The sequence below is a fragment of the Euzebyella saccharophila genome (genome assembly GCF_014855495.1).
Classification (GTDB): Bacteria; Bacteroidota; Bacteroidia; order Flavobacteriales; family Flavobacteriaceae; genus Euzebyella; species Euzebyella saccharophila.
Genome location: NZ_JACYFJ010000001.1, coordinates 708,333 through 724,609 on the forward strand (window position 1 = coordinate 708,333; position 16,277 = coordinate 724,609).

General features: G+C 40.8%; 16 protein-coding genes. 9 read left to right on the forward strand and 7 right to left on the reverse strand.

Annotated features, from left to right (window positions below; genetic code table 11):
* Nucleotides 1-30: 30 nt before the first annotated feature.
* The 4 genes from IL355_RS02890 to IL355_RS02905 form a co-directional block, all read right to left on the reverse strand.
* Nucleotides 31-600 carry a uracil-DNA glycosylase family protein gene (locus IL355_RS02890; RefSeq protein ID WP_192460687.1) on the reverse strand — a complete coding sequence of 190 codons (570 nt, stop codon included), beginning with the start codon at nt 598-600 and terminating at the stop codon, nt 31-33.
* A 5-nt stretch (nt 601-605) separates the two neighbouring features.
* A complete protein-coding gene (locus tag IL355_RS02895; RefSeq protein WP_192460688.1) occupies nt 606-950 on the reverse strand; it encodes a HopJ type III effector protein in 345 nt (114 codons plus the stop codon).
* A 3-nt stretch (nt 951-953) separates the two neighbouring features.
* Nucleotides 954-1,625 carry a 16S rRNA (cytidine(1402)-2'-O)-methyltransferase gene (rsmI, locus tag IL355_RS02900; protein ID WP_192460689.1) on the reverse strand — a complete coding sequence of 224 codons (672 nt, stop codon included), beginning with the start codon at nt 1,623-1,625 and terminating at the stop codon, nt 954-956.
* 87 nt (nt 1,626-1,712) lie between these two features.
* Nucleotides 1,713-2,426, reverse strand: coding sequence for a hypothetical protein (locus IL355_RS02905; protein WP_192460690.1), 714 nt, complete (start codon nt 2,424-2,426; stop codon nt 1,713-1,715).
* A gap of 174 nt (nt 2,427-2,600) precedes the next feature.
* On the opposite strand from IL355_RS02905, the gene IL355_RS02910 reads away from it, so the two are divergent.
* From IL355_RS02910 to IL355_RS02935, 6 genes are all read left to right on the forward strand, one after another.
* Nucleotides 2,601-3,251 (forward strand): thymidine kinase, encoded by a 651-nt coding sequence (locus IL355_RS02910; protein ID WP_187456748.1) that lies wholly within the window; start codon nt 2,601-2,603, stop codon nt 3,249-3,251.
* Nucleotides 3,238-4,347 carry an alanine racemase gene (gene alr, locus IL355_RS02915; RefSeq protein WP_192460691.1) on the forward strand — a complete coding sequence of 370 codons (1,110 nt, stop codon included), beginning with the start codon at nt 3,238-3,240 and terminating at the stop codon, nt 4,345-4,347. The genes IL355_RS02910 and alr overlap by 14 nt, the downstream gene beginning before the upstream one ends.
* A gap of 90 nt (nt 4,348-4,437) precedes the next feature.
* Nucleotides 4,438-4,851, forward strand: coding sequence for a large conductance mechanosensitive channel protein MscL (gene mscL, locus IL355_RS02920; RefSeq protein ID WP_192460692.1), 414 nt, complete (start codon nt 4,438-4,440; stop codon nt 4,849-4,851).
* Between the two features lie 195 nt (nt 4,852-5,046).
* Nucleotides 5,047-6,036: an aspartate-semialdehyde dehydrogenase gene (locus IL355_RS02925; RefSeq protein ID WP_192460693.1), complete on the forward strand. Its 990-nt coding sequence runs from the start codon at nt 5,047-5,049 to the stop codon at nt 6,034-6,036.
* Between the two features lie 166 nt (nt 6,037-6,202).
* Nucleotides 6,203-8,359: a prolyl oligopeptidase family serine peptidase gene (locus IL355_RS02930; RefSeq protein ID WP_192460694.1), complete on the forward strand. Its 2,157-nt coding sequence runs from the start codon at nt 6,203-6,205 to the stop codon at nt 8,357-8,359.
* A gap of 85 nt (nt 8,360-8,444) precedes the next feature.
* On the forward strand, nt 8,445-9,434 hold the full coding sequence (locus IL355_RS02935; protein ID WP_192460695.1) for an ABC transporter ATP-binding protein: 990 nt from the start codon (nt 8,445-8,447) through the stop codon (nt 9,432-9,434).
* 6 nt (nt 9,435-9,440) lie between these two features.
* On the opposite strand, the gene IL355_RS02940 is transcribed toward IL355_RS02935, so the two are convergent.
* Nucleotides 9,441-11,912, reverse strand: coding sequence for a TonB-dependent receptor domain-containing protein (locus IL355_RS02940; protein ID WP_192460696.1), 2,472 nt, complete (start codon nt 11,910-11,912; stop codon nt 9,441-9,443).
* A gap of 75 nt (nt 11,913-11,987) precedes the next feature.
* The gene (locus tag IL355_RS02945) at nt 11,988-12,806 is read right to left on the reverse strand and encodes an AraC family transcriptional regulator (protein WP_192460697.1); all 819 of its coding nucleotides are present in this window, start codon (nt 12,804-12,806) and stop codon (nt 11,988-11,990) included.
* A 228-nt stretch (nt 12,807-13,034) separates the two neighbouring features.
* Here IL355_RS02945 and IL355_RS19355 point away from each other — a divergent pair, with 228 nt between their 5' ends.
* The 3 genes from IL355_RS19355 to IL355_RS02960 all read left to right on the forward strand — a co-directional run bounded on the left by IL355_RS19355 (nt 13,035) and on the right by IL355_RS02960 (nt 15,108).
* A complete protein-coding gene (locus IL355_RS19355; protein ID WP_192460698.1) occupies nt 13,035-13,883 on the forward strand; it encodes an AraC family transcriptional regulator in 849 nt (282 codons plus the stop codon).
* A 264-nt stretch (nt 13,884-14,147) separates the two neighbouring features.
* On the forward strand, nt 14,148-14,693 hold the full coding sequence (locus IL355_RS02955; protein WP_192460699.1) for a carboxymuconolactone decarboxylase family protein: 546 nt from the start codon (nt 14,148-14,150) through the stop codon (nt 14,691-14,693).
* A gap of 37 nt (nt 14,694-14,730) precedes the next feature.
* On the forward strand, nt 14,731-15,108 hold the full coding sequence (locus IL355_RS02960) for a cupredoxin domain-containing protein (RefSeq protein ID WP_192460700.1): 378 nt from the start codon (nt 14,731-14,733) through the stop codon (nt 15,106-15,108).
* Nucleotides 15,109-15,159: 51 nt separating this feature from the next.
* Here the strand turns inward: IL355_RS02960 and dinB are convergent, their stop codons facing one another.
* Nucleotides 15,160-16,260, reverse strand: a complete 1,101-nt coding sequence (gene dinB / locus IL355_RS02965; protein ID WP_192460701.1) for a DNA polymerase IV — start codon at nt 16,258-16,260, stop codon at nt 15,160-15,162.
* Between the last annotated feature and the right edge of the window lie 17 nt (nt 16,261-16,277).

A 16,277-nucleotide genomic window follows, 5' to 3' on the forward strand; every position in this document is an offset into this window, starting at 1 on the left:
AGTCACCTTAAGGGGAAAATAGGTTATATCTCAAAGAATAGTTGCAATCAGTTCTCTCAACTCTGGCAACACATCAGTATCGAACCACTGATTTTTAACCATCCAAAAACGGTTGACAGGCGAAGGGTGCGGTAACGGAAAATAGTGAGGTAAGAAATCCTTATATGAAGAAACATTCTCGGTAAGGTTTTTTTTGGAGATGGTTTTTAAATACCTGTCTTGGGAGTATTTTCCAATGAGTAAGGTCAGTTTCACATTTTGTAAGTGATCCCAGAAGGGTTCATGCCAAAGGGGGGCGCATTCTTTTCGTGGTGGTAAATCTCCTGTTTTTCCTTTACCGGGATAGCAGAAACCCATGGGTAAAATGGCAAAATTATTAGGGTTGTAAAATTCCTCATCCGTAACACCCAACCACTCCCGTAGTTTTTTGCCGCTGGGGTCGTCCCATGCTTTATGGTGGTTATGTGCTTTTCGGCCAGGGGCTTGGCTTACCAAAATAATTTTTGATTTTGAGGTGCCCGCTATTATGGGTCTAGGACCCATAGGTAAATGCTCGCTGCAAACCGTACAATCACGAATTTCGGAAAGCAACTTTTGCATCAATATTATTTTTTCTTTAACGGAAATCGGTCAAAATGGACTCCTCCAAAACCTGTTTTCATAAAGTTTCTAATATTCTGGTGTCCTTTGCCGTTAGGGTCTTCAAGCACATCGTCAAAATAAAAACCACCAAAACAAGCCAAGGTTTCTTCTTTACTTAAATTTTGGTCGTAAGCAAAGGCCAATAACTTACATGAACCCGAATTTTCGTCTGCCTTATTTGTCATTTCCCCGTTTTTAAACGAGGTAGGCTCAAAATAATAGTTTGCCTCAATAACCGCCATGGTATCGCTGAATTCCAATGTTTCAGGCGATTCTTTTAACTTTTTTAAAAATCCCGGTATATGCATGTTTTATTTTTTACCCTCTACTATGATTACAATTTCGCCTTTGGGAGGTTTTTCGGTATAATGTCCCATAATTTCCTGTAAGCTGCCTCTAACTGTTTCCTCGTAAAGCTTGGTCAATTCTCGTGATACGGAAGCATTTCTGTCGGAACCCAAATATTCGGCTAAATGCCCTAGCGTTTTTACCAATTTATAGGGAGATTCATAGAAAATCATGGTTCTGTTTTCTTCGGCTAAAATTTTTAATCGAGTTTGTCTTCCTTTTTTGGGAGGAAGAAAGCCTTCAAAAACAAATTTGTCATTGGGGAGACCACTATTGACCAAAGCGGGCACAAAGGCCGTTGCTCCTGGCAAGCACTCTACCTCAATGTTGTTTTCCACACAGGCACGGGTCAATAAAAATCCGGGATCGGATATTGCCGGTGTGCCTGCATCAGAAATTAGGGCAATGGTTTCACCACCTTGCAAGCGTTTTACCAATTGATCAACTGTTTTATGCTCATTGTGCATATGGTGGCTTTGCATGGGACTGGCAATTTCAAAGTGTTGAAGCAACTTTCCGCTTGTTCTGGTGTCTTCTGCCAAAATAAGATCGACTTCCTTTAGTACACGAATGGCCCTCAAGGTCATATCCTCTAAATTACCAATAGGGGTAGGAACTAAGTAAAGTTTTCCCATGTTCATAGTTTTGGCAATAATAAATAAAAAAGACCGGAACCCCTATTGATTTGGACTTCCGGCCTTACTATTTTTTTGTTGGTGGTTTTAACTAAAACGCCTTTCGATTAATTGCATAAAACGCTCAACATATTCCTCTTTTCCGTTCCAATGGTTATAATCTGGTTTTACCATGTTTTCTATAAATGAAACAGAACGTTCGTGGCTGTCAATAGTGTTTAATTGAGAGAGCACTCGGTTATAATCTTCTGTACTGCCTTCAAATAGATGCTTTACAAAGGCTAAACGATTATTGAGGTCCACCTTTATTTCTTTGGTGTTGAACCTGTCATTTAGGGATTTTGCCAGATTTTCCTGTTTTGATGTGGCTTCCGCCGGGGGCATAAACAATTCCTTGTCATTTTTCATATAATCTGGTTGTGAAAGGAACTCCTCCAAAACGTTATCCAGAGGCTTGTCATTAGTGAGAGGCACTTCTTCGCCGTTGGGCATCTCTGAAACTATATCTTTTATGGTGTCCATACCGGGAATCATGATATCCTCTTCATGCGGATTGTTTTCTGGAACGGAAGAATTGGCACTAAGGACGGCCGTGGCCATTTTCTCAAACTTATCCGCAATGACGTTCTTAGAAACATCAATTTCTACATCCTTTAATTTTTCTTCAATGAATTTTAGGACAGCCAGTTTTTCATAGAGGTCCTTGGCCGCCCTGTAGAGATCATCTAAATCGCTCATGTCCCGGCTTGTGATGATATCCGTGGACAACTTTCGTAATTCTTCTTTTAATTTTCTCTTCATCGGTCAAATTTTTTAAGCCCTATTTTACAGGAATGCTATGTACAAAGTTGCTAACTTTAGGCTTTCAACTAAACATACGTTTTTTTCACCCTACATTTGTGATAGCAAAATTGCTTGAACAAGTACTGTACCAATAGGAACGAAAAAGCATGTATTTTCGTCTAAAATTACAAAATGTTTCTCGAAAACACCGTTAATCACAAAGAACAATTCGGGTGGATCGAAGTCATCTGTGGCTCCATGTTCTCCGGTAAAACAGAAGAATTGATCCGTAGGCTAAAACGGGCACAGTTTGCGAAGCAAAAAGTGGAAATTTTTAAGCCTATGGTAGATATTAGATATGATGAGGAGAAGGTGGTTTCCCATGACGCCAATGAAATACCTTCAACTCCGGTACCGGCAGCAGCCAATATTAGAATACTGGGGGATACCTGTGATGTGGTGGGCATAGACGAAGCTCAATTTTTTGATGATGAGATAGTTACTGTCTGTAACGATTTGGCCAACAGAGGGGTAAGGGTTGTGGTGGCCGGATTGGATATGGATTTTAAAGGAAATCCCTTTGGGCCAATGCCTGCCTTGATGGCCACTGCGGAGTATGTTACCAAAGTGCACGCTATTTGTACACGTACGGGTAATTTGGCCAATTATAGTTATCGTAAGTCTGCAAATGATAATTTGGTGCTTTTAGGAGAGACGGAAGAATATGAGCCTTTGAGCAGAGCGGCATTTTACAAAGCTATGTTAAAGGAAAAGGTTAAAAAGATGGATGTAGAAGGAGAAGAAGTAAACCTTAAAACTAAAAATACGGATGCCAAAAGCTAAGGAAACGGTTCTTGAGATCGATCTTAAGGCCTTAGCGCACAATTACGCTTTTTTAAAGGCTAAATTAGTACCCGAAACTATGTTTTTGGGGGTGGTGAAGGCATTTGCATACGGAAGCGATTCTATAGTTATCGCCAAAAAATTACAAGAGCTGGGTGCAGATTATCTGGCAGTTGCCTATACAAAAGAAGGAGTGGCCCTTCGCAAAGCGGGAATTACCCTGCCTATTTTAGTTCTCCACCCTTTACCCACAAGTTTTAAAAAAATCATTAAGCACAGGTTGGAGCCCAATATCTATTCCTTTAAAATCTTAAAGGAATTTATGGCAGTGGCCGAAAAAAGGGGAGAAAAGAAATATCCTATACACATAAAATTCAATACAGGATTGAACCGATTGGGATTTGTGGAAGAGGATGTGGACGAAATCTGTAAACTTGCAGAATCTCAAGATGCAATTGAAATAGCATCTGTTTTTTCACATTTGGCCGCTTCGGAAGATTTGAACGAAAAGGAATTTACGTTAAGGCAGCTTTCCATATTTGATAGCATTTCAAATAAAATGCGCGCTAAGTTGTTGCATAAGCCTTTTAGGCACACACTAAATACTTCCGGTATCATCAATTATGGTAAAAGGGCGCAATTTGAAATGGTCCGCAGCGGAATTGGACTGTATGGTTACGGAAACGAAGCCGCTGTAGATAAGGAGTTGATGCCAGTAGCCACCTTAAAAACCATCATATCGCAAATTCATGAGATCAAGGCAGGAGAATCCATTGGTTATAATAGAAAGTACAAGGCAGAAGCTTCAATGGTCACGGCCACTTTACCTGTAGGTCATGCAGATGGCATTGGTAGAATTTATGGCAATAGGAATGGATTTGTCTGGATCAACGGAAAAAAAGCTGAAATAATTGGTAACACCTGTATGGATATGATTATGGTGGATGTAACGGGAATAAATTGTCAAGCTGGAGACGAAGTCATTGTTTTTGGTCCTAAAGCCAGTGCGGAAGATTTAGCCAAGGGAGCCTCTACTATATCGTATGAGTTGCTAACGGGAATTTCCCAACGGGTGAAGCGTTTGATTTTAGAATAAAAAAAAGTTTTTAACATTTCCTGTGAATAGGTTTTTTTAAGTAATTTGCAGAGAACTATAAATAATTAACATTTAAAAAACACATAAACCATGTTTAAAGAATTTAAGGATTTTATCATGACTGGCAACGTTATTGATTTAGCAGTTGCTGTAATTTTGGCCGGAGCCGTAGGCTTGGTCGTTAACGGATTCGTAAACGACATAATGATGCCTATAGTAGGTTATTTTGCCGGTGGAATGGATTTTGCCGATATGAAAGTCATACTTTCAGAGGCCGTTGTTGCTGCCGATGGTACGGTTGAAAAGCCAGAAAGTGCTATTCGTTACGGTGCATGGATCAACTCCATCATCAACTTGATCATCGTTGGTTTTGTATTGTTCATGATTGTAAGGTCTTACAATAAAGTTCGTACTCCAGAAGTGGTTGAAGAGCCAGCTCCAGCAGGTCCTACAGCAGAAGAACTTCTTGCTGAAATTCGTGACGAATTGAAAAAGAAAAACTAAGGCATAACCGGGTCTTTGGACTCGGAAACCGCTACACTAATATAAAACCGCCAGTGAGTCCCTCAAATTCACTGGCGGTTCTTTTTTGTCAATTTGTTATTTTTAAAACAAATTGTTATATATTTAAATATTTTATGTCTTGCGTTTGCTAACTCGTTGGTCTTGCACTACATTTGCGGCTCTAAATTAAAAAAGATGAAAGTAGCTGTTGTTGGCGCCACTGGAATGGTGGGCGAGGTTATGTTAAAGGTGTTGGCTGAACGCAAGTTTCCCATTACCGAATTGCTATTGGTGGCATCCGAGCGGTCAGTAGGTAAAAAATTGAGTTACGACGGTAAAGAATATACGATTATTGGATTGGCCGATGCGGTAGCACAAAAACCGAACATCGCCATATTTTCTGCAGGAGGTGATACATCACTCGAGTGGGCACCCAAATTTGCTGAAGTTGGAACTACTGTGGTCGATAATTCTTCAGCCTGGAGAATGGATGCAACCAAAAAATTGGTGGTACCGGAAATTAATGCCGATGTACTTACCAAAGAAGATAAGATTATCGCCAACCCTAACTGCTCTACCATTCAGTTGGTCATGGCCTTGGCTCCTTTGCACAAAAAATATAAAATGAAGCGTGTTTTGGTATCAACATACCAATCGGTATCAGGGACGGGAGTAAAGGCGGTGCAACAATTGGAAAATGAAATTGCCGGAGTAGAGGGCGAAATGGCCTATCCTTATCCTATTGGCAGAAATGCACTGCCCCATTGCGATGTTTTCTTGGAAAATGGCTACACGAAAGAAGAAATGAAATTGGCACGTGAACCACAGAAAATTTTGGATGATAGAACATTCTCGGTAAGTGCTACTGCCGTACGTATTCCAACCGCTGGTGGACACTCGGAGTCCGTGAACGTAGAGTTTGAAAACGATTTTGATTTGCAGGATGTGCGTCAATTGTTAAGCGAAACCCCCGGTGTAGAGGTACAGGATAATCCTCAAACCAATACCTACCCAATGCCTATCTACGCCCATGATAAAGATGAGGTATTTGTTGGCCGGATCCGTAGAGATGAAACCCAACGAAATACCTTGAATATGTGGATTGTGGCAGACAACCTAAGAAAGGGTGCGGCAACCAACGCAGTACAAATTGCAGAATACTTGGTGGCCAATGAATTGGTGTAACATCATTTAGATACCTAATTTTACGTTAAAACCCGTATCATTCAACAAATGTGCGGGTTTTTTTATTTTACTTTTGAGTGCTTCGATTCAAAAATCGGATGCAAAAAATAATGCCCTTTTTGACCTCGTAGTTTTATAATGAGTTCAGTTTATTAAAATCGTTCCCATGAAAAGAACTTTACTTCTTCTATCAGCAACCTTGATCATAGTTTCATGTGAAAATCAACCCTCAAAAAATAAGATTGAAGTGACATATCCTACAACAAAGAAAGTTGATACCGTAGACACTTATTTTGGTAATAACGTTGCTGACCCCTTCAGATGGTTAGAAGATGACCGAAGCGAGGAGACAGGAGAATGGGTAAAAGCACAAAACAAGACTACCTTCGGCTATTTGGAAAAAATTCCTTTTCGAGAGGATATCAAAAACCGATTGGAGAAACTTTGGAATTTCGAAAAGCTTAGTGCTCCCTTTAAAGAAGGTGATTATACCTATTTCTATAAAAATGACGGGCTACAAAATCAATATGTGGTCTACCGTAGTAAAGATGATGGAACACCCGAAATTTTTCTGGATCCCAATACGTTTTCAGAAGATGGAACCACTTCTTTAGCAGGTCTTAGCTTTACCAAAGACGGCTCATTTGCCGCTTATTTGATTTCTGAAGGAGGTAGCGATTGGCGCAAGGCCATCATCATTAATGCCAAAACCAAGGAGGCCGTTGAAGACACCTTGGTTGATATTAAATTCAGTGGTATTTCGTGGTTGGGGAACGAAGGTTTCTTTTATTCCAGTTATGATAAACCGGAGGGGAGTGAACTTTCTGCCAAAACGGATCAACACAAAGTATATTACCACAAACTGGGTACCCCACAAAAGGAAGACAAAGTAATTTTTGGGGCTAAGCCTAGTGAAAAACACCGGTATATTGGGGCGTCGGTAACAGAAGACCAAAAATACCTTTTGGTATCCGCGGCGACTTCCACTTCCGGAAATAAGTTGTTCATTAAAGATTTGGGAGGTTCCAATTCAGAATTAGTGCCAATTGTCAATGATACGGAATCGGATAATTACGTGATAGACAATGTAGGCTCAAAACTGTACATCGTTACGAACCGAAATGCTCCCAATAAAAAAATCGTTACCGTTGATGCCAGCAATCCTGGTGTAGAAAATTGGGTAGATTTTATACCCGAAACAGAAAATGTACTTTCACCGGGTACCGGAGGCGGTTATTTCTTTACCGAATATATGGTTGATGCTATTAGCAAGGTATATCAATACGATTACGAAGGAAATTTAGTGAGGGAAATTAAATTGCCCGGTGTGGGCAGTGCTTCCGGATTTGGGGGTAAGAAAGAGGATAAGGAATTCTATTTTTCCTTCACCAACTACATTATGCCCGGTTCCTCTTTTAAATATAATGTAGAAACGGGGGAATATGAACCCTATTGGAGTCCTGATATCGATTTTGATTCTTCTGCTTACGAGAGCAAGCAAGTGTTTTACACCTCCAAGGACGGTACAAAAGTGCCCATGATCATTACCCACAAAAAAGGGTTGGAACTGAACGGTAAAAATCCCGCGATTTTATATGGCTACGGCGGTTTCAATATTAGTTTGACACCTTCTTTTAGTATCGTAAACGCAATTTGGCTCGAGCAAGGCGGAATTTACGCCGTACCTAATTTAAGGGGTGGTGGAGAATACGGTAAAAAGTGGCATGTGGCAGGTACCAAATTGCAAAAGCAAAATGTATTTGATGACTTCATAGCTGCTGCAGAATATCTAATTGACAAAAATTATACCTCTTCCGATTATTTAGCCATTAGGGGAGGAAGCAATGGCGGATTGTTAGTGGGTGCTACCATGACCCAGAGACCCGATTTGATGAAGGTGGCCTTACCTGCCGTGGGTGTTTTGGATATGCTTAGATACCATACCTTTACCGCCGGCGCTGGGTGGGCCTATGACTACGGTACCGCTGAGGATAACGAGGAAATGTTCCGGTATCTAAAAGGATATTCTCCCTTACACAACGTAAAGGAGGGGGTAGCTTACCCCGCTACCTTGGTGACCACGGGCGATCATGATGACCGTGTGGTGCCGGCACATAGCTTTAAATTCGCGGCCGAACTGCAATCGAAACAAACAGGTGACAACCCAACCCTAATACGAATCGAGACCAATGCAGGTCATGGTGCCGGAACACCGGTAAGTAAGACTATTGAGCAATACGCCGATATATTCGGTTTTACGCTTTACAATATGGGATATCAAGAATTACCCAACCAAGCGGTTTTAAAGGAGTTCAAAGAATAAACGGATAAAGAACCTTTTATTCAATAATCTACCGTATCCTCCGTTTTTAATTTAGTGGAGCTTCTGTCTTCCATAAGAATTCTATATGCTACAAGTAGACCATGTATCTTTTTCTTACCCTGACGGGGAAAGTGTTTTGGAGAATATCAACCTCCGTATCGCCAAAGGCGAACACATTTCGGTTATAGGCGAAAGTGGCTGTGGAAAAAGTACCCTGCTCAAAATTTTATACGGACTTTTAGATATCGAAGTCGGGGAAGTTTATTGGGACGATACCCAAATTCTTGGTCCTGCCTATAACTTGGTCCCTGGGCAGTCATTTATGAAATACTTGGCGCAAGACCTTGAATTAATGCCATTTACGACGGTTAGGGAGAATATTGGGGAATTTCTCTCTGTATTTGAACCCGAGCAGATGGAAGAAAGGATACAAGAACTGATGGAATTGGTAGAAATGACCCAATTTGCAGATACCAAAGTACGATACCTAAGCGGCGGGCAGCAACAACGTGTGGCTTTGGCACGAGCACTGGCCCAAGAACCCAAAGTGATGCTTTTGGACGAGCCTTTCAGCCATATCGACAACTTTCGGAAAAACAGTTTGCGACGTAATGTTTTTGGATATCTAAAAAGGCAGAAAATAACCGTAATTACGGCTACCCATGACCCTATGGATATGCTTCCGTTTGCGGATAGGGTCGTGGTTTTAAAAGACCGATTTATTATTGCAAAGGATACTCCGAAAAATCTTTACGAAAGACCGCAAGACCTGTATATCGCTTCATTGTTCGGGGAAGCCAACCGCATTCCTATAAACATTTTAAAATCGTATGCGGATACCAAAAGACGCATCATCGTGTATGCCCACGAGTTTAAGGTTTCGGGTAAATCAGGTTTAGAGGTGGTCGTAAAAGGCTCATACTACATGGGCAGTTATTATATGATTGGTGGTATTTATGAGGGACATGATATATTCTTTCATCATCACCAGCCCCTAGAAGTAGGTAAAGCCATCTTTTTAAATATTTCGATTGAGACCATCAATCAACGTATGGTCGCGCCAACGAATGTTTAGAGCATACTAAAACTCCTTCTTCCCAAACTCGCTATCGATAAATTTCGATTTGTTCTTGTTGTTGTTAAAGTTGTAAGATAGGTTGAGCAAGACCATATCTACCTCGTACACGTAATTGGTCGTGGTAAAAAACTCGTTATCGCGATAGGTCATGATACGTTGTTCATTGGAACCTAACAGGCCGGCATCTATATTTTGCCATTGTAGGGTGGCGGTGAGTCTCTTGTCTAAAAACGATTTTTTGAAGGTGAGGTTGGGCGAATAGAACCGGGAATCCTCCCCTTGGGCGGTTACCATTTCCGATAGGTAGTTAAAAGTGAACTGCAAAGAAGTGGTCTCCGATAGGGAATAGGTGCTGTTGAGGTTAATGGAATATACGAACGTATCAGTATCTACAGGACGGCCATCGTACGCGCCATCAATAGCATAATTGTAAAGGTTGACACCAATAAAATTGTTCCAGTTTTTCAACGGCTTAAGTTGCGAACCGATTTCGAGTCCGATTGCCTTTGATTTGCCCACATTGGAGTAAATACGGTTAAGGATGGTGTCATTATAAATAGTGTTTACGCGATTCACCAGATTTTGGGTACTTCTATAATATGCCGTAGCAAATAGGGAATTTCCACCCTCAAAACTTTGGGTAATGCCCAACTCTACTAAGTCAATAAATTCAGGTTTTAGGGTAGGGTCACCTTGTTCAAGGGTCTCAGAGTGTTCTCGCTCCGGAAACGGATTCATTTTAAAGGTGGTGGTTCTTTCTACACGCTTACTATAAGCAGCCTTTACTTTGGTTCGGTCAGACATGCTGTATTGTACCGAAGCCGTTGGAAAGGGTTTTACGTAATCGTAGGTATAGGTAGTATCGATAATTCCTACTTTGTCCCTCAGTTCCAATTCACGGTCCATGGCCTCAATTCGCAAACCGGCAGCATACTCCCATTTGTCCCTGGCTCCATTTAATTGTACATAGCCCGAATGAATACTTCGTTGTAGATCTACCTCACTTGAAAATTCCGGCACCAATTCAAAAACGTTGCCCGTTGATTCGTCTTTTCGCTCGTAAACAAAGTCGCCTGTATGGTCTAAGTTTCGGTACTGATAGCCTGTTTCCAATTGTGCGAATTTAAATGGTTTTGCGGCATAATCGATTTGAAACCTAAATCCGTTCAAAGGGTTGTCATTGGTGTTGTATTCTTGTTGATAGACGATGTTTCTGTTGGGCTCCCCAAGGTTGTCACTTTCGGTAGGTCCACCCAAAAGAGTATATTCATAAAGAATGGAAGTGGAAAGACGAGAGTTATTTTTAAAGGTATGGGCGTAATCGAAACTTCCTAAAGCAAAGTCGCTTTTCCGGGTACGCAGGTTGTGGTTATAATATTGAAAGGTGTATAATCGGTCGCCACCGGAGGCGGGTGTAATGGCATGGTTGTCGTAATAAACGATATCTGCCAAGCGGTCTTTTTGACGCTTACCGGCATAGAATCCCAAAGAAAAGGTATTCAAGTTATCGGGCGTATAGTCTACGGTAAACCTTCCACTGTAATTGGTTTCATCAAAACTACGTTCACCAGTTGAAGGAAATTGTGTGAGGGTATCGTTGATAATGGTGAAAACATCTCCTTCACGTCTTCCTCCCAAATCATTGCGCTGAAAACTAGCGCCTAAAGAAATATTCCAGTCTTCTTTTCTAATGTTATAAGTCGCATCGGCACCATAGCGTTGGTGGTATTCATCATTGCCGTAAGTTTCTATGGAAGGAAAACCGCCTTTTACGTTGATTTGGGCAAATGAACCGTCTGTCGCTCCCTTTTTGGTAATGATATTGATAAGGCCAGCCTTGCCCTCTGGGTCGTATTTGGCGGATGGTGCGGTTATGACCTCTACCCTTTCCACGGCGTTCGCCGGAAACTGGTTAAGAAGGTCCGATGCATTGCCCTGAACCGGATTTCCGTTCAACAGCACCACAAAGCCAGAGCTTCCGCGAACACTAATCTCCCCCTGGGCGTCTACAGTTACCGAAGGTATGTTTTTAATAATATCGGTGGCATTGCCCCCCAAACTGTTCTGAAACTTATTGGCATCAAAAACTTGACGGTCAATTTTGTTGATTACCGTAGCCCTTTCCCCTTGAATGACCACCTCTTCGAGCACGGTGCCCCCAATCTTAAGGGGAATACTTCCTACGTCCACCGGTTTACGGTTCTGTACTTTGATGTTCGCAATCGTTTTCGTTTCAAACCCAATAAAGGATGCTTCTAGGTAATAGGTGCCGTTTTTCACATTTTCGATGGTAAAAACCCCATCCATATCGGTAATGACCCCAGTAACCAATTCTTTCGATTCTTGATTAAAAAGTGCCGCTGTGGCATATTCTAATGGATAGTCATTTTCCTGGTCAATAATTTTACCCGTCACCTGTGCCGTGGATATAAAGGGAAGTACGACGAGCAAAAGCAAAAAAGAATATTTGTTCATTTTCAATCAGTGGTTTGGATTTCGATTGCCGAAAGTAGTATGGCCACCTTTTGAATTAGGGTATGTATGAAAAATTTAAGGTACGAGGGTTTCTTTTTTGAACTGTAATGGAGTTTTTTGCTCGAATCTTTTAAAAAATTTAACAAAGTGTGACACATCTCCGAAGCTGAGGTTATAGGCAATCTCGGTTGCCGAGAGATCGGTGTACAATAATTGGCGTTTGGCTTCTTTAATTATATGTTCAGCGATGACGGTTGAGGCCGTTTTATCAAATTTACGTTTGCAAATGGCATTTAAATTCTGAGAAGTAGTGTTGAGGGCTTGGGCATAATAACCTACATCGTTTTTGAGTTCTTTTTCCAAAAGTTCGATGAATAGGTTGTCTATTTCTCCTAAAGTTTGCTTTGGAGATGCCGGGGCGAAGGATAGAATTTTAGATAGAATGGCCTTGAGGATACCTTCCATAATAAAATCCCGTTCGGCACCCAGCGATTTCAGTTCCTTACAGGCAATTTCGAATAGGGGAGAAAGCGACGTATCGCCTTTTGTAAAAATGACACGATGGTTCTCAAGGGCATTTAATTGTAGATTAAGATGCCTGTCCAAGGTCTTTTCTAGAAAATCTTCTTTAATGATGATGACAAAACCTTCAGGAATCGAGTCGATGGCCCAATGGTGTACTTCATCTTTTTTGACCACAAATGCCATAGGGGGTTCTATGGGGTATCCCTCCTCATCCATATAATGCGTACCCGTTCCCTTGGTAAAATACACCAGCTCTAAATATTTATGATGACGGTGTGGTCTGGTATAGCGCTTGTTGACATCAAAAGGTTCTATTTTAATGTTTTCAAAGGCGGAAATTTTGGTATAGGTTTGAATTTCAGTACGCATCAAAAAAACTAGCTTAATTGGTAGTTGGCGCCATCAATTTAGCTGGTCGCTTACAGGGTAGGAGTAAAAGTACAAAACGAAATTTGCATAAGTGTACGACAGTGTCTTTCGTAACAATTTGGATTTTTAATCAATAAATTATAGGCCGCTGCTCTATGTTAAGAACAGAAGCTTTGTAAGTAGTGAACGCTTTTCTAGACCAATAAAACTATAAACTACTTTGAAATCGTGCACTTAGAATTTAAGGATCCGCAGCTAAAGGCCATTTTAGGCATTACCGACGATATTAAGAATGATGAGCGTCGTTTCTCAAATACCGAGAACACCATCAAGTTTTTTTGGAACCGTAATCAAGAGCCAACAACAGTTGAAATTGACGGTTTGCAATTGAATCTCGAGCCCAATCAGATAGTTTCCGTTACCTACCTGCAGCACATATCTTTTAAAAATACACACTTACCTCTTACCGCATTTTTGTTCAATAGGGAGTTCTATTGCATCATTGATCATGATAGCGAAGTGTCTTGCAATGGTATTTTGTTCTTTGGTACTCAAGATATTCCTATCGTTAGCATTCCATCTGAATTACAGCGGCGTTTTGATATGCTATACGAAACCTTTCTAGAAGAGTTTAGCACGCCTGATAAGATTCAGGGCGCTATGCTGCAAATGCTTTTGAAGCGCTTGATCATTATGTGTACCCGATTGGCGAAAGAACAACTGATTGTTAAATCGTTAAACAATGACCAGATCGAAGTTGTCAGAAAGTTCAATTTTTTGGTCGATATACATTATAAGGATAAAAGAAAGGTAAGCGATTATGCCGAGATGCTGCACAAATCACCTAAAACACTTTCCAACCTTTTTTCCATATACGGACAAAAATCACCGCAACAGATAATTTTAAACCGATTGGCGCTAGAGGCCAAAAGGCTCATCCACTTTACTGATAAGCAAAATCAAGAAATTGCTTACGAACTTGGTTTTAACGACCCCGCTCATTTTAGCAAGTTTTTCAAGAAACTTACCCAGCTTACACCTTCTCAATACCGAGAATCATTGACTTTAAAAGCCTAAGGGAAATTTAGGCAAGCGTTCGGGAAATTCATCATAACCCCTGCCCTCTCTTTGTTCACATCTTTGTACTGTAAAAATAACAAAGCAATGAGCAACAAAGAAAATTCACTATTCAACCTCATTTCGATTTTCACTAATAATCGAGCGACTCTCAAAAGAAAGCTAAATGCCTCAGCACATTGTGAAAAGGCATACCATCACGATTTCTATTGTGTTACGGCAAAATCGTTTTAACCCAATTATCAACAATTTAAATATAGTATTATGAGCAATTTTAAACCCTTAAAAAGAGAAGAAGTAAACGAAGCCAATCAGGCTATTTTTGACAACCTTGAAAAAGCCGTGGGCTTTGTACCCAATTTGTACGCTACCTACGCACATTCTAACAATGCCTTGGCCAATTATTTAAATTTTGCGAATACCAAAACTTCATTGAACGCTAAGCAAAAAGAAGTTGTCAACCTCGCGGTTAGCCAAGTAAACAACTGTGAGTACTGTTTGGCCGCCCACACAGCAATCGGAAAAATGAACGGTTTTACAGATGAGCAAATTTTAGAGTTGAGAAGTGGTAAGGCTTCCTTCGATTCTAAATTGGATGCCTTGGCAAAATTTGCCAAAAATGTTACTGAGAATAGAGGTGCAACCGATGAAGAAGTAGGTAACAACTTTTTGAATAACGGATGGACAAAAGAAAACCTCATAGACGCTATCGTTCTTGTAGGTGATAAAACCATCAGTAACTACGTACATAGCACCACTAAGATACCAGTAGATTTTCCCGCTGCACAACCTTTAGAAGCAACTGTTTAATTCTAATCGCTAACATAAATCTTAAAAAATAAATATCGTGAAAAACATTCTATTGATTTTAGCTGTCGTTTTCGGATTCAACGCAGCTTTACAGGCACAAGACACCCAAACAAAGACCATTACCTTGGAGCAAACGCCAGGTGAGTTTACCAAAAAACAATTGACCGTATCAGAAGGTACGTACGTATTTGAAATTGTAAACAATGGTATCGACCACAATGTAGGATTTGTATTGGTAGAAAAGGGAAAGGATATTTCAAAGCCCGAAAACCACGTTCAAACCGCTTATGTAACGGCACCGGTAGCTACCGATTCTAAACAAAATTCAAAGCCAACGGTATTGAGCAAGGGCGAGTATGTATATTTCTGTCCGTTGAACCCTACTGCGACCGATAATATTTTGGTTGTACAGTAATAAATAGAATAGTATAGTAAAACGGCCTTTTAAACAAAGGCCGTTTTTTTGCTAAAATTCAAATTTGAGCTGTACCGATACCGATTCTTTTTTTTCTTCCTTTTCGTTTTTGTCCGTGTTGAGGTTGGAAAGGGAAATGCCCAGTAACCTAACGGAATTCTTCATTTCTTCTTGGTACAGCAATTCTTTTGCAGTTTCTAAAATCAGGCTTTTATCGGCTATGAAATAGGAAAGGGTCTTGCTACGCGTGTTCAAGGTAAAGTCACTATACTTTATTTTTAAGGTAATGGTCTTTCCCGCAATCTTCGATTTTTTCAACCTCCTTTCCAGTTCTTCGGCAATACGCTCCAGACGTTCCAGCATAAAAATTTCACTACTCAGGTTTTCGCTAAAAGTGCGTTCGGCCCCTACTGATTTAGGAATGCGATGCGGTTTTACGGCACTGTGGTGAATGCCGCGTACCACGTTATAGTAGTAACTGCCGCTCTTACCAAAATTTTCTTCCAAAAAATCTAAGGACTTCTTTTTTAGGTCCGCTCCAGTGAAAATGCCCAATTTGTACATCTTTTCGGCAGTGACCTTTCCTACTCCATAGAACTTTCTAATGTCCAAATCCTCGAGAAATTGCAGTACTTCAGAAGGGTTCACCGTTTTCTGTCCGTTGGGCTTGTTGTAATCACTGGCCACTTTGGCAATGAACTTATTAATGGAAATTCCCGCGGAAGCGGTAAGTCCGGTTACCTCCAAAATACGCTGTCTAATTTCCTTGGCAATCACCGTAGCGGAGGGGTTTCCCTTTTTGTTTTGGGTAACATCCAGGTAAGCTTCATCCAGCGAAAGCGGTTCCACCAAATCCGTATACTCAAAAAAGATATTTCTGATTTGTTTGGAAATCTCTTTGTAACGGTCAAAACGAGCTTTGACAAAGATGAGCTCTGGACATTTTTTTTGGGCCAGTACGCTGCTCATGGCGCTACGCACCCCAAACTTTCGGGCCTCATAACTTGCTGCAGAGACAACACCCCTTTTAGAACTTCCGCCCACGGCAACAGGTTTTCCTTTGAGTTCAGGATGGTCCAATTGCTCTACGGATGCGTAAAAAGCATCCATATCCACATGTATGATCTTTCGGTTGTCAAATTCATTGGACATGCTGTAAAATTACGCTA

Excerpts from the sequence above, each read along its gene's own strand:
- IL355_RS02890 (WP_192460687.1), bottom strand. The coding sequence starts at position 600 with ATGCAAAAGTTGCTTTCCGAAATTCGTGATTGTACGGTTTGCAGCGAG.
- IL355_RS02895 (WP_192460688.1), bottom strand. The coding sequence starts at position 950 with ATGCATATACCGGGATTTTTAAAAAAGTTAAAAGAATCGCCTGAAACA.
- rsmI (WP_192460689.1), bottom strand. The coding sequence starts at position 1,625 with ATGGGAAAACTTTACTTAGTTCCTACCCCTATTGGTAATTTAGAGGAT.
- IL355_RS02905 (WP_192460690.1), bottom strand. The coding sequence starts at position 2,426 with ATGAAGAGAAAATTAAAAGAAGAATTACGAAAGTTGTCCACGGATATC.
- IL355_RS02910 (WP_187456748.1), top strand. The coding sequence starts at position 2,601 with ATGTTTCTCGAAAACACCGTTAATCACAAAGAACAATTCGGGTGGATC.
- alr (WP_192460691.1), top strand. The coding sequence starts at position 3,238 with ATGCCAAAAGCTAAGGAAACGGTTCTTGAGATCGATCTTAAGGCCTTA.
- mscL (WP_192460692.1), top strand. The coding sequence starts at position 4,438 with ATGTTTAAAGAATTTAAGGATTTTATCATGACTGGCAACGTTATTGAT.
- IL355_RS02925 (WP_192460693.1), top strand. The coding sequence starts at position 5,047 with ATGAAAGTAGCTGTTGTTGGCGCCACTGGAATGGTGGGCGAGGTTATG.
- IL355_RS02930 (WP_192460694.1), top strand. The coding sequence starts at position 6,203 with ATGAAAAGAACTTTACTTCTTCTATCAGCAACCTTGATCATAGTTTCA.
- IL355_RS02935 (WP_192460695.1), top strand. The coding sequence starts at position 8,445 with ATGCTACAAGTAGACCATGTATCTTTTTCTTACCCTGACGGGGAAAGT.
- IL355_RS02940 (WP_192460696.1), bottom strand. The coding sequence starts at position 11,912 with ATGAACAAATATTCTTTTTTGCTTTTGCTCGTCGTACTTCCCTTTATA.
- IL355_RS02945 (WP_192460697.1), bottom strand. The coding sequence starts at position 12,806 with ATGCGTACTGAAATTCAAACCTATACCAAAATTTCCGCCTTTGAAAAC.
- IL355_RS02955 (WP_192460699.1), top strand. The coding sequence starts at position 14,148 with ATGAGCAATTTTAAACCCTTAAAAAGAGAAGAAGTAAACGAAGCCAAT.
- dinB (WP_192460701.1), bottom strand. The coding sequence starts at position 16,260 with ATGTCCAATGAATTTGACAACCGAAAGATCATACATGTGGATATGGAT.